Origin of the sequence: Sphingomonas sp. CFBP 13728 (assembly GCF_014841895.1) — a bacterium.
In the GTDB taxonomy this organism is placed as follows: domain Bacteria; phylum Pseudomonadota; class Alphaproteobacteria; order Sphingomonadales; family Sphingomonadaceae; genus Sphingomonas.
In genome coordinates this window covers 51,438-69,098 of sequence record NZ_JACYUS010000006.1, presented here as the reverse complement: position 1 = coordinate 69,098, position 17,661 = coordinate 51,438, and the positions used below count along the sequence as shown (strand labels likewise).

Annotated in this window: 23 protein-coding genes and 1 pseudogene; 11 read left to right on the top strand and 13 right to left on the bottom strand. The window is 61.3% G+C overall.

Annotation, left to right across the window (positions count from 1 at the left end; all coding sequences use genetic code 11):
- Window positions 1-13 precede the first annotated feature (13 nt).
- The 6 genes from IFT67_RS18090 to IFT67_RS18065 all read left to right on the top strand — a co-directional run bounded on the left by IFT67_RS18090 (window position 14) and on the right by IFT67_RS18065 (window position 4,296).
- Entirely contained in the window at window positions 14-910 is an 897-nt protein-coding gene (locus tag IFT67_RS18090) for a CE1 family esterase (protein WP_192099513.1), read from the top strand.
- A gap of 536 nt (window positions 911-1,446) precedes the next feature.
- Window positions 1,447-1,875: a DUF2946 family protein gene (locus IFT67_RS18085; protein WP_342366484.1), complete on the top strand. Its 429-nt coding sequence runs from the start codon at window positions 1,447-1,449 to the stop codon at window positions 1,873-1,875.
- 180 nt (window positions 1,876-2,055) lie between these two features.
- Window positions 2,056-2,748: a superoxide dismutase gene (locus IFT67_RS18080; RefSeq protein WP_192099514.1), complete on the top strand. Its 693-nt coding sequence runs from the start codon at window positions 2,056-2,058 to the stop codon at window positions 2,746-2,748.
- Window positions 2,749-2,769: 21 nt separating this feature from the next.
- Window positions 2,770-3,246, top strand: coding sequence for a copper chaperone PCu(A)C (locus IFT67_RS18075; protein WP_192099515.1), 477 nt, complete (start codon window positions 2,770-2,772; stop codon window positions 3,244-3,246).
- Window positions 3,246-3,866, top strand: a complete 621-nt coding sequence (locus tag IFT67_RS18070; RefSeq protein ID WP_192099516.1) for an SCO family protein — start codon at window positions 3,246-3,248, stop codon at window positions 3,864-3,866. Before IFT67_RS18075 ends, IFT67_RS18070 begins: the two co-directional genes overlap by 1 nt.
- 10 nt (window positions 3,867-3,876) lie before the next feature.
- The gene (locus IFT67_RS18065; protein WP_192099517.1) at window positions 3,877-4,296 is read left to right on the top strand and encodes a copper uptake system-associated protein; all 420 of its coding nucleotides are present in this window, start codon (window positions 3,877-3,879) and stop codon (window positions 4,294-4,296) included.
- A gap of 54 nt (window positions 4,297-4,350) precedes the next feature.
- Here the strand turns inward: IFT67_RS18065 and IFT67_RS18060 are convergent, their stop codons facing one another.
- On the bottom strand, window positions 4,351-4,764 hold the full coding sequence (locus IFT67_RS18060; RefSeq protein WP_192099518.1) for a MerR family transcriptional regulator: 414 nt from the start codon (window positions 4,762-4,764) through the stop codon (window positions 4,351-4,353).
- A gap of 73 nt (window positions 4,765-4,837) precedes the next feature.
- On the opposite strand from IFT67_RS18060, the gene IFT67_RS18055 reads away from it, so the two are divergent.
- Window positions 4,838-5,599 carry a glutaredoxin family protein gene (locus IFT67_RS18055; protein WP_244647511.1) on the top strand — a complete coding sequence of 254 codons (762 nt, stop codon included), beginning with the start codon at window positions 4,838-4,840 and terminating at the stop codon, window positions 5,597-5,599.
- Between the two features lie 68 nt (window positions 5,600-5,667).
- Here the strand turns inward: IFT67_RS18055 and IFT67_RS18050 are convergent, their stop codons facing one another.
- The gene (locus IFT67_RS18050) at window positions 5,668-6,006 is read right to left on the bottom strand and encodes an STN domain-containing protein (RefSeq protein ID WP_192099519.1); all 339 of its coding nucleotides are present in this window, start codon (window positions 6,004-6,006) and stop codon (window positions 5,668-5,670) included.
- A 145-nt stretch (window positions 6,007-6,151) separates the two neighbouring features.
- On the opposite strand from IFT67_RS18050, the gene IFT67_RS18045 reads away from it, so the two are divergent.
- Entirely contained in the window at window positions 6,152-7,411 is a 1,260-nt protein-coding gene (locus tag IFT67_RS18045; protein ID WP_192099520.1) for a DJ-1/PfpI family protein, read from the top strand.
- Between the two features lie 13 nt (window positions 7,412-7,424).
- Here IFT67_RS18045 and IFT67_RS20755 read toward each other — a convergent pair whose 3' ends face one another.
- Window positions 7,425-7,745 (bottom strand): helix-turn-helix domain-containing protein, encoded by a 321-nt coding sequence (locus tag IFT67_RS20755; protein WP_342450649.1) that lies wholly within the window; start codon window positions 7,743-7,745, stop codon window positions 7,425-7,427.
- 2 nt (window positions 7,746-7,747) lie between these two features.
- Window positions 7,748-8,527, bottom strand: coding sequence for a GlxA family transcriptional regulator (locus IFT67_RS20750; protein WP_244647510.1), 780 nt, complete (start codon window positions 8,525-8,527; stop codon window positions 7,748-7,750).
- An 18-nt stretch (window positions 8,528-8,545) separates the two neighbouring features.
- Between IFT67_RS20750 and IFT67_RS18035 the strand changes: the two genes are divergently transcribed.
- The gene (locus IFT67_RS18035; protein ID WP_197977949.1) at window positions 8,546-9,028 is read left to right on the top strand and encodes an isochorismatase family protein; all 483 of its coding nucleotides are present in this window, start codon (window positions 8,546-8,548) and stop codon (window positions 9,026-9,028) included.
- Between the two features lie 59 nt (window positions 9,029-9,087).
- On the opposite strand, the gene IFT67_RS18030 is transcribed toward IFT67_RS18035, so the two are convergent.
- From IFT67_RS18030 to IFT67_RS18015, 4 genes are all read right to left on the bottom strand, one after another.
- Window positions 9,088-9,945, bottom strand: coding sequence for an SDR family oxidoreductase (locus IFT67_RS18030; RefSeq protein ID WP_192099521.1), 858 nt, complete (start codon window positions 9,943-9,945; stop codon window positions 9,088-9,090).
- Window positions 9,946-10,019: 74 nt separating this feature from the next.
- Complete coding sequence (locus IFT67_RS18025; protein WP_192099522.1) at window positions 10,020-10,580, bottom strand: cytochrome b; 561 nt, start codon at window positions 10,578-10,580, stop codon at window positions 10,020-10,022.
- Between the two features lie 38 nt (window positions 10,581-10,618).
- Entirely contained in the window at window positions 10,619-10,954 is a 336-nt protein-coding gene (locus IFT67_RS18020) for an STN domain-containing protein (protein ID WP_192071794.1), read from the bottom strand.
- Window positions 10,955-11,018: 64 nt separating this feature from the next.
- Window positions 11,019-11,726: a DJ-1/PfpI family protein gene (locus IFT67_RS18015; protein WP_192071795.1), complete on the bottom strand. Its 708-nt coding sequence runs from the start codon at window positions 11,724-11,726 to the stop codon at window positions 11,019-11,021.
- 165 nt (window positions 11,727-11,891) lie between these two features.
- Between IFT67_RS18015 and IFT67_RS18010 the strand changes: the two genes are divergently transcribed.
- The gene (locus tag IFT67_RS18010) at window positions 11,892-12,872 is read left to right on the top strand and encodes a GlxA family transcriptional regulator (RefSeq protein WP_192003462.1); all 981 of its coding nucleotides are present in this window, start codon (window positions 11,892-11,894) and stop codon (window positions 12,870-12,872) included.
- 166 nt (window positions 12,873-13,038) lie between these two features.
- On the opposite strand, the gene IFT67_RS18005 is transcribed toward IFT67_RS18010, so the two are convergent.
- From IFT67_RS18005 to IFT67_RS17990, 4 genes are all read right to left on the bottom strand, one after another.
- Window positions 13,039-13,365 carry a YnfA family protein gene (locus IFT67_RS18005; RefSeq protein WP_192003461.1) on the bottom strand — a complete coding sequence of 109 codons (327 nt, stop codon included), beginning with the start codon at window positions 13,363-13,365 and terminating at the stop codon, window positions 13,039-13,041.
- A 133-nt stretch (window positions 13,366-13,498) separates the two neighbouring features.
- Window positions 13,499-14,260: a hypothetical protein gene (locus tag IFT67_RS18000; protein WP_192239509.1), complete on the bottom strand. Its 762-nt coding sequence runs from the start codon at window positions 14,258-14,260 to the stop codon at window positions 13,499-13,501.
- Between the two features lie 103 nt (window positions 14,261-14,363).
- Window positions 14,364-15,257, bottom strand: a complete 894-nt coding sequence (locus IFT67_RS17995; RefSeq protein WP_192003459.1) for an MBL fold metallo-hydrolase — start codon at window positions 15,255-15,257, stop codon at window positions 14,364-14,366.
- Between the two features lie 14 nt (window positions 15,258-15,271).
- Window positions 15,272-15,820, bottom strand: coding sequence for an isochorismatase family protein (locus IFT67_RS17990; RefSeq protein ID WP_192003458.1), 549 nt, complete (start codon window positions 15,818-15,820; stop codon window positions 15,272-15,274).
- 52 nt (window positions 15,821-15,872) lie between these two features.
- Between IFT67_RS17990 and IFT67_RS17985 the strand changes: the two genes are divergently transcribed.
- A complete protein-coding gene (locus IFT67_RS17985) occupies window positions 15,873-16,883 on the top strand; it encodes a GlxA family transcriptional regulator (protein ID WP_244647509.1) in 1,011 nt (336 codons plus the stop codon).
- 117 nt (window positions 16,884-17,000) lie between these two features.
- On the opposite strand, the pseudogene IFT67_RS17980 reads toward IFT67_RS17985, so the two are convergent.
- Window positions 17,001-17,327, bottom strand: a pseudogene (locus IFT67_RS17980) (acetyl-CoA C-acyltransferase); the annotation flags it as partial.
- Window positions 17,328-17,661 lie beyond the last annotated feature (334 nt).

Sequence of the window (17,661 nt, the reverse complement as noted above, 5' to 3'; positions counted from 1 at the left end):
CAGGAGACGACCCATGACGCGCTTCACCCTGTACAATCGCGCTGCACGCTGGCGCCCCACGCTGTTCACGATCGCCGCGAGCCTCTTCCTCTGGGCAACGCCAGCCAGCGCGCAGGACGGATGCTCCGATGCGCTGACGCCCGGCGACTATAGCTGCACGATGGAGTGGGCGGGGCGGACCCGCAGCTACCTGGTCCACGTTCCGGCCACCTATGCGGGTGACACCGCGGTGCCGTTGCTGATGGATCTTCATGGCTATCTCGGCAGCGCAAAGAAGCAGCAGGGAAAGTCCGGACAGCTAGCCCAGTCGGACCGTCGCGGTTTCGTCGCCGTCTGGCCGGAGGCGCTTAACAAGGGCTGGAACGGCTATGGATGCTGTGGCGATTCCGCTAAGCAGAACATCGATGACGTCGGCTATCTGCGCGCCTTGGTCGCCCGGCTTCAGGCACAAGGCCGCATCGACCGCACCAGAACCTATGTTACCGGACATTCGAACGGCGGATCTATGACCCAGCGGATGGCGTGTGAGGCATCCGATGTCTTCCACGCCGCGGCGCCCGTGTCCTTCCCGTTGAACACTACGACGGACTGCCGCCCGATTCGTCCGATCACCGTGGTCGAGTTTCACGGCACGGCGGACGAGATCGTCAGCTATTACGGCGTCGGCCTTTTCGGCTTCCAAGGGGCCCGCAAGAGCCTGGCGACCTGGGCCGGCCTCGACGGATGCAGTGGCGAACCCGTGCGCACCCAGTTGAAGGGCCTCAGCCGGGACGAGACCTTCACGGAATGCCGGGGTGGTACGCGCGTCGGACTGGTATCGATCGCGTACGCATTCCACGAAGTCTACGGCAACGCCGACGTCGATATCGCGGACTACATCTGGAGCCATGTGTTCAACGACGTTCCTTAACGGTTAGCCGCAGAGCGGCTGCGGCCAAACTGCGCGAGCAGCGTCGGGTAATTGCCGCGCTGCTCGGCCAGTTCGAGGAGAGCGGCGAAGGGCCGATTTCGCTCACCGATCCCGACGCGGGCTTGATGGTCGCACATTCGAAAGTGACGGTCGTTACCACGCGCAGCTAGCGTCGATGCCAAGCACAGACTGACCGTCGAACAGCACGTCACCAACGCCTGCAACGACATGGGCCTGCTGGCACCCGCCGCCAGTGCGGAAAGGGGTTGCTTGAAGTCGAGCGGATCGATGCGGTCGCCGACATGGGATACCGCAAGGTCGAAGACGTCCGGGCGTGCGAGGCGCCGGCATCACACCGTACATCCCCCGCCCGCACCGCGGCACCGTAATCGCACTTCGGATCGTATCGTCATAACCACCTCGGCCGGGGCTGAACCCAGCACCTGTCCACCGCGTGGACTAATGACGGAAACCCTCGTGTCACTAGGGCACAATGCCCAAGTGACACAGCTTCCTGATCACGATAGCTCTCCGTCGTGCCCGCGATCCGCCGCCTCCTTGCTCAACGTCATCTTGCCGTGCTGCTATGTGTCGCTGTGCTGCTGTTGAAGCTGCTCGTTCCGACCGGGTACATGATCGCGAACGACCGCGGTGCGATCACCATAGTTACTTGCTCGGGCATGACGACCGAAGCGATGGCGATGCCCGGAATGGGCGACGACATGGCTACGATGAAGGCAGCGATGCCCGACCACGCGCCGTCTACCGATCACGGCAAGACCGAGATGCCCTGCGCCTATGCCGGTCTTTCCGCACAGATCCTCGGCGCCGTCGATCCCGTCATCCTGTTGGCCGCCCTCGCCATCGTCGCCGCGTCGGCCTTGCTGACAGCGCCCGGGGCGACGCTGCAACCACATCCGTATCTGCGCCCACCGCTGCGTGGACCACCGCTCTCGCTGAACTGACGATCGTCCGCTCACCGGCATGGCCGGATGCAGCGGCACTGTCACCGTGCACCCGGCACATGACCGGGTGTGCGTGCAGCCTCGTCACGTCGATCGACTGACCGGGAGGCGCCGACGCCATGTCGGCAACCGGCCCCCCGCGCACGATCGACGGAGCCTTTCGCGAGAAGGAGATCATCAATGTTTCGCAGCCTGTTCTTCGGGGCGATCGCCCTGTGCGCGCCGGTGCCGTCGTTCGCGCAAGTCGCGCCGGCACCGTTCTCGCTTCCCGCCCTCCCCTATGCCGCCGACGCGCTCGATCCTGCGATCGACGCTCAGACGATGACGATCCACCACGACAAGCATCATCAGGCCTATGTCGATGCGCTCAACAAGGCCGTGTCGGCCGATCCGTCGCTTGCCGGCCGATCGCTGGAGGCGTTGGTGGCGAAGGCCGGTACCCTCCCCCCGGTCGTCCGCGACAACGCCGGCGGTCATTGGAACCACCGCTTCTTCTGGGAGACGATGGCGCCCGCCGCACGGACCGGGCAGCCCTCCGCCGAGCTCGCAGCCGCGATCGACCACCAGTTCGGTTCGCTCGCTGCGTTCGAGGTCGCTTTCAGGGGGGCCGGTACGAAGCGGTTCGGTTCGGGCTGGGTCTGGCTCGTGGTGAAGTCGGATGGCACGCTCGCCATCACCTCCACCGCCAACCAGGATAATCCGCTGATGGATGTCGCCGAGGTGAAGGGCATTCCGGTGCTGGGCAACGACGTGTGGGAACACGCCTACTACCTCAAATACCAGAACCGCCGCGCCGACTATCTCGATGGCTGGTGGCGGGTGGTGAATTGGAAGGCGGTTTCGGACCGCTTCGCCGCTGCGCGTGCGCGCTGACCCCCTATAAAAGGAATTAGAATGACCTATCGCATCGCGCTGGCGCTCGTCGCCACGCTCGCCGCCCCTGCCCTTGCGCAGGACGTCCGCAAGGGCTCGCTCACCATCTCGCAGCCCTGGTCGCGGGCTACGTCGCCCCGTGCCACGGTAGGGGCGGGCTTCCTGACGATCCGCAACGCCGGAGCGCGAGGAGACCGGCTTATTTCCGCCACGTCGCCGCGCGCGGAACGCGTCGAGATCCACACCATGTCGATGGACGGCGGGGTCATGCGGATGCGCCAGCTCGTCGATGGTCTCGCAGTGCCGGCAGGCGGCACTGCGACGCTCGCACCGAGCGGCAATCACATCATGCTGATCGGCCTGAAGTCTCCCCTCAAGGCAGGCGAACGGGTTCCGGCGACGCTGCGTTTCGCACGGGCGGGAACAGTGACCGTGCAGTTCGTCATCGGCGGGGCGGGGGACTCAGCGCCGGCCGCGCAGCGTGGGGGGCACAAGTGATGTCGGATCCACGCACGCGCGGTCTGCTGCGCGGTACCGCTCTGGCAACCGCCCTCACGCTCGGGCTGGTCGTGACCGTCACGGGATGTTCGCGCCAACCCAATGCCTCCGGCAATAGCGCCACGACATCGCAACGCGCGGGACCGGGCGGGTCGTTCACACTGGTCGACACCAAGGGGAAGACGGTCACCAACGAAACGCTCAAGGGCAAGCCCTACGCGATCTTCTTCGGCTTCACGCGTTGCCCGGATGTGTGCCCGACGACGATGGCGCGCATGGAACTGCTCCGCAAGCGGATCGGGACCGGCGCGGACAAGATGAACGTCGTGTTCGTCTCGGTCGATCCCGAGCACGACAAGAAGGAGGACATCGCCAGCTTCCTCTCGATGTTCGATGCGCCGGTGATCGGTCTGACCGGAGACCCAGCCGAGCTGAAGCGGATGGAGAAGTCGTTCAAGATCTATGTCGAACGTGTGCCGCTGCCGAACGGCGATTACACGATCGACCACACGGCAAGGATACTCCTGTTCGATCGTGACGGGCAATTCGTCGACACGATGGACGCGAAGGAACCGGAGGCTCAGGCGGTTGCCAGACTGAAGCGGCTGATCGATGCGTAGATTCTTGGGAATGGCGAGCGCTTTTGCGCTCGCCGGCTGCGGCATTCCGAACACGGTCGTCGACAGGGGACGCATCGCCCAGGCAACCGAAGCGCACTTCGGGAGTGCGCGGTTTCCGATCGAGCTTGGTCCGGTCGTCATAAGCGGCGATCACGCGATCGCGGACTGGACCCAAGGCGACTTTGGCGGTCGGGCCTTGTTCGAGCGGGGAACGTACGGTTGGATGCTGGTGCTCTGCAGCGGTGACTCCATCAGGCGGGCGGAGAATCTGAAGCGCGCCGGCGTGCCCGACTTCAACGCCGGCTGGATCGCTGACCAGCTTGCCAAGGCGGAAGCCGAACTGCCTCCCGAGCACCTGGCTCGCATGAAGCGCTTCGTAGGCACGGCGCAGGACCACGAAAACTATCTGAAGACACTCGAGGGGAAGTGATATCCGGATCGAGCTCAGCTCTACCTTACGATCTTGCGGAAGGTTTCACGGCTTTCATCCTCCGGCGTGATCGAACGAGGTCAGGATCGGGCACGGTCCGGCGGAACCGCTGGCGCATTCGCGTGCTAGCCGTCGAAGCGAGTCCCGTGCCTTTTTCAGCGCCTCGATCTGCAAGCCCAGCGCAACGAGCCGCTCCTTCGCGAGCGCCCGGACCCTTGCCCGATCCTCGGTGGCATCGAGCGCCAGCAGTTCGCCGATCTGCTCAAGCGTGAAACCGGCTGCCTGCGCGGAACGGATGAACCGAAGCCTACGAACATCGTCGTTGTCATAGCGCCGGATACTCCCCGACTGGCCGCACCCGTCCGGTCGAGCCGGCGTCTCGAGAAGGCCACGCCGTTGATAGTAGCGCACCGTCTCGACGCCCACATCGGCCGCGCGCGCCAGCCCGGCAATGGACAATCCAGGCATCCCTTGACTCCGTACCATGGTACGGACCCTATATAGGTGACAGTTCAATGATGCTACACGAAGGCCACTGCAAATGACGTTGATCGGCGAACCCCGCCAAGCCGTTCTCTACCGCATGGTGATGGACCAGCACGTGTGTCCCTATGGCTTGAAGGCGAAGGACCTGCTGCGCCGAGAGGGCTACGCCGTGGAGGATCGCTGGTTGCGCACGCGCGCCGATACCGATGCGTTCAAGGCGCAATACGGTGTGAGGATGACGCCGCAGACCTTCATCGGCGGTGAACGGGTCGGTGGATACGACGATCTGCGCCGACATCTCGGCAAGACCGTCGCCGATCCCAAGGCGACCACCTACCGGCCCGTAGCGGCATTGTTCGCCATCACCGCGTCGATGGCTCTGGCTGTCAGCCACGCGGTATATGCCACGCCGTTCACGCTGCAGGCTGCGGCGTGGTTCATCGGGTTCAGCATGACGGTACTGGCCTTGTTGAAGCTCCAGAACATCGAGAGCTTCGCTACGATGTTCCTCAACTACGACCTGCTGGCGAAGCGCTGGGTGCCGTATTCGTACGTCTATCCGTTCGCCGAAGGACTGGCGGGCGTACTGATGATCGCAGGGGTGTTGACCTGGCTGTCGGTGCCGATCGCGCTGGTCATCGGTACGGTCGGCGCGGTGTCCGTGGTCAAAGCCGTATATATCGACCGACGTGATCTCAAGTGCGCGTGTGTCGGCGGATCAAGCAACGTTCCGCTCGGCTTCCTGTCGCTGACCGAGAACCTGATGATGATCGCGATGGCGGCGTGGATGGGGCTTTCGGTTCACCCAACGCTGTGATCGGCATCCTCGAAAGCATGACCGGGCTGGGAATGAGCCCGGATCAATGCTCCTTTCGGCGTTGACGTTCAGTTGCGGGGAACGCGGACGATTTCGAATCCGCCCTTGATCGATCGCATCTGCAATCCCGTACCGTCCAGCATGGCCTGCAACGCCTGTTGAGGCACCATGGTGCCGACGACCGGCTTTGAGCGCTTGCCCTTGGCCAGCTTCGTGCCGGAAATCGGGCACCTGGTCGTGAGGCGCAGCTGGTTGATCGCCCGGTCCAGTCGATCACCCGGGATGGCGATGGCGACCGGTTCATTCCGGCAGTCATACTGCAGACCCTGAGCGCTGACGTTGGCGCCAATGCCGGTCACCATCACAGCCAATGTTGGAATTACCAGTCGGGCGATGGAGGTACGCATTCGCTTGATCCTTATGTATGCGAGATGGCCGTCGCGGGCCGCATGCCGTGACGGCAATCCTCTCTAACGGACTGTCATTTCAGTCCTATGAACAGGTAGGTGCCTCGTTGACCCGATGTACCGCTACCGAGCGCATACGCTCGGCTTGTACGACACCAATTTTGAGAACCAAGTGCCCGATGGCGCAAAACCAGTGATCCAAGTCCTTTACGCCACCGTTTCGTCGGCAGACAGATCGTCGCATAGGTGGCAATCAGGAATCCCCATGCAAGACTTCAATCGACGGACAGCGCTCATCTCCGCAGCCGTGACACTAGGTGGGCTCGCACTCGCTGGCAGGGCCGCGACCGCCGGACAGGCCGCCAAGACATCCTCGCTCTTCGACGCCTCCAAGAACCCAAATCCGGAGAGAATAGCGCCGTACAAACCAAGGTTCGGTCGCTCGAAGCCTCTCGTCGCCATCGTCGGCTTGAACGAGGGCACGATCATCAGCGATTTCTGCATTCCGTTCGGCGTAATGGCACGCTCGGGCGTGGCCGACGTCGTATCGGTGTCGGTGACCCCTGGTCCGGTGAAGATGCAGCCGCTCACCTTCCAGCTGCAGACGACCGTGGACGAATTCGACAAGAGCCATCCCGAGGGCGCTGATTACATCTTCGTTCCGGCCGTCGAAAACGACAGTGATGCGGGCCTGCTGCGGTGGATCAAGGCGCAGGCCGGCAAGGGCTGCACCGTGATCAGCATCTGCTACGGTGCCATGGCGGTCGCCAACACCGGCCTGTTCGACGGCCACCGGGCGACCTCGCACTACAGCAACGAAGAGATGCGGGTACGGCGTTTTCCGAACGTGAATTGGCAGAAGAACATCCGCTACGTCGCTGACGGCAAAGTGGTCTCCAGTGCCGGCGTCAGTGCCTCGATGCCGACCTCGATCGCGCTCGTCGAGGCTATCGCCGGTCCCGCCAAGGCCGCCCAGGTCGCACGCGACGTCGGCATCGACGGCTGGAGTTCGAAGCATGACAGCGACGCGTTCCAGTCCGATCCGGGTAATGCGGACATGCCGGCACGCGATGCGAAGCCCGACGTCAAGCTCGGCATCCCGGTAAAGACGGGAGACGACGAGATCGCGCTGGCGTTGACCGCGGAATCCTACAGCCGGACGGGGAACACGATGGCCTACGCCGTCGCGGCAAGCGGAGCTCCCATGCGACTTGCACACGGGCTGGTCCTCCTGCCCGATCTGGTGGCGGGAGGCCCCACGAAAGTCGATCGCACCCTTGCCCCGCTCGAAGCGCATGAAGCCACTCGCGCGCTGGACATCGCGCTGGCCGACATCACTAAGACCTACGGTCCGAAGGCCGCGCGTCATGTCGCCCTGTTCATGGAATATCCCGGACCGAAGTAATCCCGGGCACCATTCAGGTCGTCGGCCGATCCCCGCTCGCGAACCGTCGTCGGTAATCGGATGGGGAGAGGCCGACGATCCGATTGAAGACCTTACGGAACGCGCTCGGATCCGTGTAGCCGACCTCCCAGCCGATCTGATCGATCGCAAGCCCGGTATCACGCAGCTTCGCTCTCGCGATCGATATCCGCAAGCGCTGCCAATAGTCCGTCGTCGTGTGGCCGGTCGCCTTCTGGAAGCGCCGCAGGAACGTCCGGTCCTCCAGTCCCGCCTGCGCCGCTAGCGTCGGGACGTCGACGATCCTGCCCTCACTGCCGTGCAGGAACTCCTGCACTTTCAGGATCGCATCGTCCTTGTGACCGAAGTGCGGGCAGAAGCCGCTGTAGTAGCTCTGCGGCCCGGCGGATCGATCAGAAAGCTGCGCGCCACCTCGATCATCACGGCATCACCGAGAAACCGGTCGATGATCGTCAGGCATAGATCCGCCCACGCCATGACACCGCCAGCGGTCATGATGTCACCGTCGTCGATGACGATCCGATCCGTGTCGAGCTTCGTCTGAGGAAAGCGGGCGCGGAAGCGATCCTCATAGGCCCAGTGCGTCGTTACGGTACGACCGTTGAGGAGACCCGTTTCGCCAAGCAGGAACGCGCCCAAGCATACCGAGGTCAGTACGGCGCCGTCCGCGTGCCGTTCTTGCAACCAACGCGTCACGACCGGCTCCGTATCGTCGGCCCGGCCGTCCAGTGCGGGGGGAAGGATGCAGATGGATGGAGTCGTGGCATGAGAAGCCGAGGAATAGACCCGTGTCAGCGTACCCCTGGCGCCCATGGCAGCCCAATGGCTCACGACCAACGTATCACCAGACGCTGGATCCGACCTCGCCGCCGCGCGATCGGCGGCGATCAGCAAGTCGGTCATGCCAAGGACCGCCGCCAGCTGTGCGCCCGAGTACATCACGATGGCAATCTCGATCATGTCGCAATCAACCCGGTCTTTATCGTCACTGCCACTGATAAACTCGCGTGCCGACCGATAGAAGGGTTCGATTCTAAAAGGAGCAAGGTAATGGAAAAGCGCGCCCTCATCGTGGTCGATCTTTAGAACGAGTATCAAGCCGACGGTAAGTTACCACTGGAGAACCTGGACCAGGCCATCGGGAATGCGAAGCGCGTCCTCACTGCCGCGCGGGACCGTCAGGACCAGATCGTCCACTTCCGCCACGAGACCCCAGGTTCCGCAGATGCACCGTTCGCGGCCGGCACGAACGGTACGGATATCATTGCTGCCATGGCACCCGTCGATGGCGAGACCATTCTGTCCAAGCATTACCCAAATTCCTTCCGCGACACCGGACTGAAGGACATCCTGGAAAAGGCGGGCGTCACGGACGTAGTGATCGTCGGCGCGATGAGCCACATGTGCATCGATGCCACCGCGCGCGCCGCATTCGATTTCGGCTACGGTGTGACAGTTGTCGGCGACGCCTGCGCCACGCGCGCGCTGGCCAGCGATGGCGTGGACGTCCCGGCCCAACAGGTCCACGCGGCATTCATGGCTGCGCTTGCCTTCGCCTATGCGGAGGTCGTGCCAACATCGGTGTTGCTTGCCGACTGACTTGCGGATGGAGGGGGCATCCAAACTGACGCCCCCCAATTCGCCGGCTTGTCGCCTTCCTAAATGCCCATGTCGGTTAGCCACTGCTCCACGCTGCGCGGGCATAGGCCGAGTTGCTCCTGCGCGCTGGTGCCGGCAGCCATCACGTTATCAGGCATTTGCAGCAGCGTGGTATAGAAGCCCGCGATGTTCACGGCAGCAGGACCGATCAACGGTTCGAGCTGCGCGCCGAATGCTTCGGGAGACAGCGCCTCGAACCGTATCTCGCGAGCAAGATGCGTTGAGAACGCATGGGCCAGTTCCGGTCCTGTCAGACCTGGAATATGGCCGATGCCGACTATGCCAGTCACGGAATGGTCGGTCAGCAACCGTTCCGCCGCGATTGCCACATCGAGGTGTGAACTCCACGACACGGCGAAGTCTTCGCGCATCGGGTAGGGCAGCACGCCTTCCGACTTCACCGGCCCGATGACCATCGGCAGCAGCAGGTTTTCCAGATACTGGCGCGGCGCGATGACGGCATGAGACACGCCGCTGTCGGCGACGCCGCGGAGCAGCGTTGCGATAGCACTGTCTGCGGATGCCTGCAGTACGCTTTCGGGCTGATCAACGATCGCGCCGCTGGTTGAGATCACAACGCGCTTCGGCCGGGCGACGCCTATGGCCTCGACAATGTTGTTCGCCTGTTCCAGCCGCGCGGATTCTGCCGCCTGCGGCAGATGTACGAACACGCCGTCCGCATCGGTGTAAGCGGCGATCAGCGACTTGGTCGAACCGTTGTCCACGGTGATGGCAGGCCTGTCTTGCGCGCTGGCGGGACCGCGCACCGCAGCAAGCGCAGCGCGATTGGATGCGAGAAGCTGCTTGTAGAGGGGCGCGCCCTGCGCTCCGGTCGCGCCATGGATGATGTAGGACATGCGGTGCTCCTTCTCGATGACGCCGGCTTATCTGCCGACACGGATGAGTTTGATGATTTCGGCTCCGGCGCAGCCTATAACATTCGCGGCAGGACATCGCTTCCCGCGCGTGTGTCGAAATACCGGTGCTTCACGACACCAGCGACATGCAGCCCGATCAAGGCCAGAAGCGTGTAGGCCATGACTCGGTGCAGCCACTGGAAAACCGCGAAGTGGGCGTCGTCCTTGGGCAACAACTCCGCAACGGGAATGCCGAAGAAGGTGACCCCGTCACTATGGCTGTAGCTGCTTGACATAGCGTAGCCCATCAACGGCACTGCCACGAGCAGCACGTACATGGCGGTATGGGCCAAGGTCGACAGCCGCTGTTCCCAGATGGCAATCGCGGCATCGGGTGGCGGCAGCGCAGTTCGCAATCGGATCGCGATCTGGGTGACGATGAGGCCGAAGACCAGCAGCCCGAACGACTTGTGGGTCGGATAGAACGTGCCGTATTTTGACGGAACCGTATCGTCGAGCCGGGTCATCCACCACCCTGCACCGAGCAACCCGATAACCAGCAGCGCACGGCTCCAGTGCAGCAGTCGCAAAACAAGGGGATAGCGCGAAACTTCTCGCCCCGAAGTGGTCACCATCAGTGGCCCATCGTTCCGGAACGAGACGCCACCCACGGTTACTTGCTCACCGAAAAGCCGCCGTGGATCATCCGGCCTCTGAGCGGCGTATTCCGCAACATGCGGACCAGTGCCTGTTCAGGCGTCAACCGCCCCTTGATCAGCACGGTCTTCATGCTGCGCGTCGAGCGGCCTCTTACCCGATCCGTGTCGATCGAAACCGGGCAACGGGTGACACTGGTGAATTTGGCCAACGCCTTGTCCAACGGCATCGACGCGATCGCGATCGGAATCCTGTCATTCTGACAGTCGTAGAAGCTGGCGTCCTGCGCCTTGCCGGCATGTGGCAGTAGCGCGACGAACCCAATTGCGATCGGAAGAAGGAACTTGGACATGAAATCATCCTTTGACTGAAGCAGGACTTGCCGATGGTATGACCCGTCAGGACGGGTCGCCTCCTCAGCGGCGGTACTGAGCGATGATCGGTCCGATCATCCCTCGGGCGGCGTCTCGCATCTGCGATGAAGCAGCATCCACGGTGCCTGTGCGGAACGGAGGGTGCGGGTCATACTCGATCGCGAACTCCGCTAGTTCGCCTGCTTCGCGTCCAAACGCGTCTGCCGCAACCAGCAGCGCCACCTCGAAGCTACCGATGCCGGGGCCAGCGGTATAGAGATTGCCGTCGACCGCGGCCCCCGAGCCGGACGCCAGCACCTTGGCTGCGCCAAGGTCCTCGAGAAGCCGTTCGGCGGCAAAGTTGCTTGCGACCGTCCGGCCCTCGATTAACCCGGCCGCACCCAGTAGCGCGACGCCATTGCAGACGCCGATGACATATCGCGCGCTTTCAGCCGCCTTCCGGGTGAAAGCGATGACGTCTGGATCATTCTGGACTTCGGGCGGGTTCATACCAACCGCAAAGACGTCCAGCGGAGGGCACGTCTCGAAGGTGGCCGTAGGCACGGTCGGCCATGATCGAAAGCCTTCGACCACGTCATAGTTCTTCCAGATAAAGTGGATCTGCGATCCCGGCATCATCGCCAGCACGGTCTGCACACCGATGATGTCCATCGGCACGAAGCCGGGTCCGATCAGGATACCAACGTGGAACGGCGGAACGCCTTCGGGCGCGAGCGAGGCGAGCATGCCATCGTAGGAGGTGATCTTCATGGCTGATTCCGTCACACGTGTCAGTTGGCAACGAGCGCACTACCGCCCCGTCACGGATGGCTGTAGGGCATTAATCCCTCAATTTCGGCCATAGGTCGCTTTTGCCGATGCGTCCGGAAGCAACTTGCCTAGGAGGTGAGTTGGCTTGGTTCATGAGGAGGTACGATGTCAGCGCCGTTCGCTTTCTACCTGTGCGAAGGCTTTCAACTTCTGGATCTGGCCGGGCCAACGGCGGCTCTGACTGCGGCAAACCGTTTGCTTGGTGCAGAGTATTACCGGATCGAACTCATCTCCAAAGACGGCGATACTGTTTTGGGTGATGCGGGGCTCAGCCTGGCGGCACGTCTCGCGGGGTCGTCCCCGGTCGAGACGGTCGTGGTGGTGGGGGGCATGATCGAACCGATGCTGGAACCTGACAACATTGCAGGTATTCAGCGTGCATCTGCCGAAGCCTCGAGCATCGCAAGCATTTGCACCGGTGCGTTCCTACTTGCCGCTGCGGGCTATCTGGACGGCAAACGAGCGACAACGCACTGGCAGTTCGCGCAAAGACTGCAGGATCGATATCCTAGAGTGACGGTCGATGCAGACCGGATTTTCATCAACGATGGTGCGATCTGGACGTCAGCGGGCATGACCGCTGGTATTGACTTGATGCTGGCACGCATTGAAGTCGATCACGGCGCAGAAATAGCCAAATCGGTATCACGCGAGCTCGTCGTGTATCACCGGCGACCAGGTGGACAATCGCAGTACGCGGCAATCTCCCAGATGGAGCCGCGGACCGACCGCATCCGCAAGGCGCTAACCTACGCACGCGACCACCTCTCAGAACCGTTATCAGTCGATCGGCTTGCTGAGGCTTCCTGCCTTAGTGTTCGTCAATTCACTCGCCTGTTTCGGAAGGAGACGGGTGAATCACCTGCACGTGCGATCGAACGTCTGCGCTGCGAAGCCGCACGCATCCGTCTCCGCGACGGGAATGAACCGGTCGGAACCGTCGCGCTGCTTGTCGGGTTCGCAGATGCGGAGCGCATGCGGTGCGCATTCCTACGCAACTTTGGTCATCCGCCGCAGACGCAGCGTCGGCTTGACCAGCCATTTGCAGTAAACGTTAGTGGCCTTACCTGCTGGCCTCCAGCATAACGGTGCTGACATATCAGATCCTGTAATTCCTCATCTTCGTTGCTATTTCTCATTCGGGAAGCGCTAGCAGCAATAGATCTTGGGACCGTCGCGCGGAGGTGGCGGGGCCTTGTGCCTGTCCCATCTGGGCGGCTTGGTTGACCCTCTCAGTCGGGAATGCAGACCGCTAAGCGCGGTGGGGTCCAAAGAAGATTACGCCGGCACCTAGAATGCAGAGTGCCGTGCCAACCAAATCCCAGCGGTCAGGCCTGACACCTTCCGCTCCCCAGAGCCATAAAACTGCAAAGGTGATGTAGATGCCGCCATAGGCGGCATAGGAACGTCCCGCAGCAGCGCTATCAACGCGGGTCAGAAGATAGGCAAAAATCACCAACGAGAGGCAGCCGGGAATAAGCCAGAACGGTGACTTCGACATGCGAAGCCACGCCCAAAAGGCGAAGCAACCGGCAATTTCCGCGATAGCTGCACCGCCGTAGATAAAGATCGAGAGCATTTTTAAAGCCTAGCAACCCGGCGCGATGATGTCAGTAAGGTTTTCATACTTTACTGATCATCTAATCCAATGGGGGAGCTGAACCGGGAATAAAGCTTTTTTAAAGATCTTCTTAAGAATTATAAAGTGACGGCTACTCTATATCACTGCGAGGTTCGTCACGCTGAAAATTGGGTATTAGAACCAGTCCGGAGTTTCCGGTTTTAGTATTGATGGCGCTGACGTAAATCTGCGTCGGGGTGGACGATGGTACGTCGATTGAGCCGGTGAATACGCCGGGAGATTCCGTAAACGGCAGCGATGTTGTCACCAGTTTCTTGCCGGCCGACCAGACGGATGCTGTTACCACATACTCCGATGCATCCCATTCTCCCCCCGGGGTGATTGGGCATCCGCACATCAACTCGACCTTAGCTTGAACCGCCACGGCACTGCCGCTGCGCATTGCGGTCGGGGTAATCGCCAGCCCAGGCAGTTCGACCATCCAGCCATTGCCGATATCGATTGCCTGGCCTGGCACCATCCATCGTTGAGACTTTACCTGGAGGAGCGACCCAAGCCGCCCAAGTGGTCCAGCCACCTCGAGATCGACTAGAGTTGGCTCTGCAATGTCGACAATCGTATCAAAGGTTGCCGCGCCGTCGGTTTGCAACAGTGGAGAGCGACCGGTCGCTCGCATGATCCGGACGGTGTTCCCGGTGCCGCCCTTCGTAATGCCTTGAGCCAGCGTTTTACCGGACTTGGCGTCGCGGAGGGTGATGCGCGCACCGCCAGTATGATCGCCGACAAACTTGCCGTCCTGACTCAATACCCGAACCACCACACGGGTAGGCTCAGCGTACGCGGGAGTAGCGACTGCCATCCCAAAAGCTGATACGAAAAGCCCGATTTTCATCCCCATCTCCTTGCTGACATCAAGGACTAATCCGCTAGCCGCATGTCAAGCCGTTGCTGACGCCGTGGGGCAGCATCACCGTTGTTGGCCCACGGCGCCTTGCTTAGATCGAAATATTCTCGCCGTCGGCGGGGATAAGTAGCCGCTGAGCGAAGCCTTCCTTTTTAGCAAAGGCTGCGAGATCGGCCCGACTAAGGACACAGTGATTGATTGCTTCCATATGCGTCGCGACGAGCTGAGCGGTCGGTGCCGCGCGATGGACGGATAATACCCCTTGTGGACCCATCAGTATCGGCCCCAGATCAACCCATTGGGCATACCCCGCGTTGAGGACGATGACGTCGGGTTTGTAAGTCTCGACCGCCTGCGCCACGGCTGCATCCCAAATAGTGTCCCCCACGACGTAAACCGACTTATGCGATTGGTGACGGAAGACAACGCCGCTGACGGGATCGAGCGTTGGCACTGCGCGCAACACAGCGTCTCCGCCATGATGCCCACCTGTCCGGGCAAGTTGAACACCCTTGAAGCGCGTATCCGTCGTCATAATCCGCACATCAGAAAAGCCCTGCCCCCGAATGGTGGCAGCGTCCGTTGCGTTCTGAACGAAGATTGGCATCGCCTTCGGCAGTGCCTTCTGCGCGGCGTCGTCCCAGTGATCGATATGCGTATGGGTAACTATAACAGCGTCGGCATCGACAAGGTCTGCAACTGCAACTGGCAAAGGAACGAGCGGATTGCGCAGATGGCTCATCGCTGAACCAGGGAAGCCCGGATAGGCCCCTGGATCCGCAAACATGGGATCAACCAGGAACCGCACCCCGGCATAGTTGACGCGAATTGTCGCGTTCCGGATCTGGACTATCGAGTTCCCGGTGCTTGGCGCAGGCAACGGCGCTGCCTTGAGCGAAGGGGCAACGCTGAGGGTAACGGCAGCGGCACCACCGGCTGCCAGAAGCTGGCGGCGAGAGAGGCCGGACAGAGTTTCCGATGTCATAGTAATGCTCCAGCTCAGGCAGGAAGAAAGTCGGCGGTGGAGACTACCTGACCGTAGGCAAAGGCGAGTGCGGCCATGAAGGCGGCATGAACATGGTCCGCAGGGACCTCGACGCCGTTGATCGACAAGGCGCGCGTGGCACAGGCATCATCAATGACGGTCACGGCATAACCGAAGTCGAACGCTGCGCGAGCCGTCGCATCGATGCACATGTGGCTCATCGCGCCGACGATGATCACCTCCTGCACGCTCGCGTCATCGAGCAGCGCCTTCAGCCCCGTGTCGCGAAAGGCGTTGGGGTAGTGCTTGGTGAGCGTTGTTTCACCATCGACGGGCGCTACTGCCGCGATGATTTCGGTGCCGCTCGTACCGATCGCAAAAGGTACCGCGTCCAAATTCGGTGTCTCGTGACGAATGTGAACGATCATTTCCTCGCCGTCACGCGCGGCGGTAAGGACACGCTTCGCATTCGCGACGGCTTGATCCAGATTCTCCAGCGGCAGCTTGCCACTGGCTTCATATTCGTTCTGCAGATCGACTACGATCAGGGCTCGTTTGGCCACAACATTGCTCCCGTTGAGTATGGAGCCTGTCTAACAGGATGATCAGGCCTATATGAGTGGCGACAGCGACAAAAACCGGGTTAGAAATGACATGATGGAAATTGCTCTCCTTGCCTATCGTGGAGCCCAGCAAGCAGCGATTTTGGGCATGACGGATCTCCTGATTGCTGCCGATCGCATTGCCGCTGCGTTGCCGGCGCAAGCGCACAGATCCAGGCTAGTGGTCAGTCACTGGGCTGCAGCGAAGGCAACGGGCCGGTTGGAGCGCGTTTATTCCTCGGCGTCATGTAGCACTGATCCATCGATGTGCATTTTGCCACCGGCGTTGGATGGCCCGCATGATGACAGGGATCCAGATATAAAGAGCTGGTTGCTCGAACGGCACGCCGAGGGCGCCGTGCTGGCCTCCATCTGCTCAGGTGCATTCGTGCTTGGCGATACCGGCTTGTTTGACAACCGAACCGTCACGACGCACTGGACCTACGAAGATCGCTTTCGAAGCCGCTTCCCTTTGGCGCGGGTCGAAACCGACCGGATCGTCATCGACGATGGTGACATCATCACGGCCGGGGGCGTCATGGCCTGGACCGATCTTTGCTTGACGATCATCGCGCGGTTCATGGGAGATGCCGTGATGATAGAAGTGGCCCGTGGCTTCCTCATTGATCCGCCCGGACGCGAGCAGAGCTATTACAGCGGCTTCAGTCCCCACGTTGGCCACAAGGATGAAGCCATACTGAAGGTACAGGAATTTTTAGAGGATAGTGAGGGCAAAACCGTCGACGTGGCAACGCTTGCAGCTCAAGCCAGCCTTGAGGAAAGAACACTTCTACGCCGCTTTCAAAAAGCGACCGGCTATACCACGACCGAATACTGGCAACGCCTGCGAGTATCGAACGCCAAGACAAAGCTGCGGGGTACGAGGCTTGCTATCGACCAAATCGGCTGGGATGTGGGCTACACCGACCCTAGTGCCTTTCGTAAAGTATTCCATCGCATTGTCGGCTTATCTCCTTCCGATTATCGGCGACGGTTCGCTACGGCGGTCAAGACGGTAGCCTGACATTGCCTGCACTGTGTCACCGTCAAAGATGAAGATTCTTGAAACACCATCGATGCTGCGGTGTCCGTGCCATCTCGCTTGCTGTTAGGGCGTGTCAGGAATCATGTATTCAGAATATCACACTCGTTCGATCAACAAGCCGATCCCCTGCCCTACGCCGATGCACATGAAGACCATCGCGTGGCGACCACCCGTACGATGAAGTTCCTCGACCGCGCTAATCGTGATCCGCGCGCCGGACATGCCGAGAGGGTGACCGAGCGCAATTGCACCACCATTGCGATTGACGCGCGGGTCATCGAACGGATCGATGTCGAGATCACGTAGCGTCGCGATTGCCTGGCTGGCGAACGCCTCGTTCAACTCGATCACGTCAAGTTGGTTCAGCGTGATCCCACCTAATGTCATCAGCTTACGCGCGGCCTCGATAGGTCCCACGCCCAGCTACTTCGCGCTCGAAGATATGTAGCATATTTGGTCAAACCGCACTTTCTGCGGCGAAGCTCGCAATCGCCATTCCCTGCTCTACCGTTCCAGCTACCAAGCCTCCCTGTATGACCATAAGCATGTGATGACAGACGTGCTTTGAGCCACGATGATATACGTTCGACTACGCCGATGCGTCGAGTAAAACACCGGTGCGGCTGGCTCACCGCCCCGTCGTGCTAACTGACACGGTTACCGACGCCGCGACGGTCAGGCGTATGTTGGACGCGCTCGAGGACCATCAAACAGTTGGCGCTGATATCGCTCTGAACGATATCGCAAGACCGCCGGG

What these genes read in the sequence shown, in the direction of transcription:
- IFT67_RS18090 (WP_192099513.1), top strand. Translation starts at nt 14, where the DNA reads ATGACGCGCTTCACCCTGTACAATCGCGCTGCACGCTGGCGCCCCACG.
- IFT67_RS18080 (WP_192099514.1), top strand. Translation starts at nt 2,056, where the DNA reads ATGTTTCGCAGCCTGTTCTTCGGGGCGATCGCCCTGTGCGCGCCGGTG.
- IFT67_RS18075 (WP_192099515.1), top strand. Translation starts at nt 2,770, where the DNA reads ATGACCTATCGCATCGCGCTGGCGCTCGTCGCCACGCTCGCCGCCCCT.
- IFT67_RS18070 (WP_192099516.1), top strand. Translation starts at nt 3,246, where the DNA reads ATGTCGGATCCACGCACGCGCGGTCTGCTGCGCGGTACCGCTCTGGCA.
- IFT67_RS18065 (WP_192099517.1), top strand. Translation starts at nt 3,877, where the DNA reads ATGGCGAGCGCTTTTGCGCTCGCCGGCTGCGGCATTCCGAACACGGTC.
- IFT67_RS18060 (WP_192099518.1), bottom strand. Translation starts at nt 4,764, where the DNA reads ATGCCTGGATTGTCCATTGCCGGGCTGGCGCGCGCGGCCGATGTGGGC.
- IFT67_RS18055 (WP_244647511.1), top strand. Translation starts at nt 4,838, where the DNA reads ATGACGTTGATCGGCGAACCCCGCCAAGCCGTTCTCTACCGCATGGTG.
- IFT67_RS18050 (WP_192099519.1), bottom strand. Translation starts at nt 6,006, where the DNA reads ATGCGTACCTCCATCGCCCGACTGGTAATTCCAACATTGGCTGTGATG.
- IFT67_RS18030 (WP_192099521.1), bottom strand. Translation starts at nt 9,945, where the DNA reads ATGTCCTACATCATCCATGGCGCGACCGGAGCGCAGGGCGCGCCCCTC.
- IFT67_RS18025 (WP_192099522.1), bottom strand. Translation starts at nt 10,580, where the DNA reads ATGGTGACCACTTCGGGGCGAGAAGTTTCGCGCTATCCCCTTGTTTTG.
- IFT67_RS18020 (WP_192071794.1), bottom strand. Translation starts at nt 10,954, where the DNA reads ATGTCCAAGTTCCTTCTTCCGATCGCAATTGGGTTCGTCGCGCTACTG.
- IFT67_RS18015 (WP_192071795.1), bottom strand. Translation starts at nt 11,726, where the DNA reads ATGAAGATCACCTCCTACGATGGCATGCTCGCCTCGCTCGCGCCCGAA.
- IFT67_RS18010 (WP_192003462.1), top strand. Translation starts at nt 11,892, where the DNA reads ATGTCAGCGCCGTTCGCTTTCTACCTGTGCGAAGGCTTTCAACTTCTG.
- IFT67_RS18005 (WP_192003461.1), bottom strand. Translation starts at nt 13,365, where the DNA reads ATGCTCTCGATCTTTATCTACGGCGGTGCAGCTATCGCGGAAATTGCC.
- IFT67_RS18000 (WP_192239509.1), bottom strand. Translation starts at nt 14,260, where the DNA reads ATGAAAATCGGGCTTTTCGTATCAGCTTTTGGGATGGCAGTCGCTACT.
- IFT67_RS17995 (WP_192003459.1), bottom strand. Translation starts at nt 15,257, where the DNA reads ATGACATCGGAAACTCTGTCCGGCCTCTCTCGCCGCCAGCTTCTGGCA.
- IFT67_RS17985 (WP_244647509.1), top strand. Translation starts at nt 15,873, where the DNA reads ATGAGTGGCGACAGCGACAAAAACCGGGTTAGAAATGACATGATGGAA.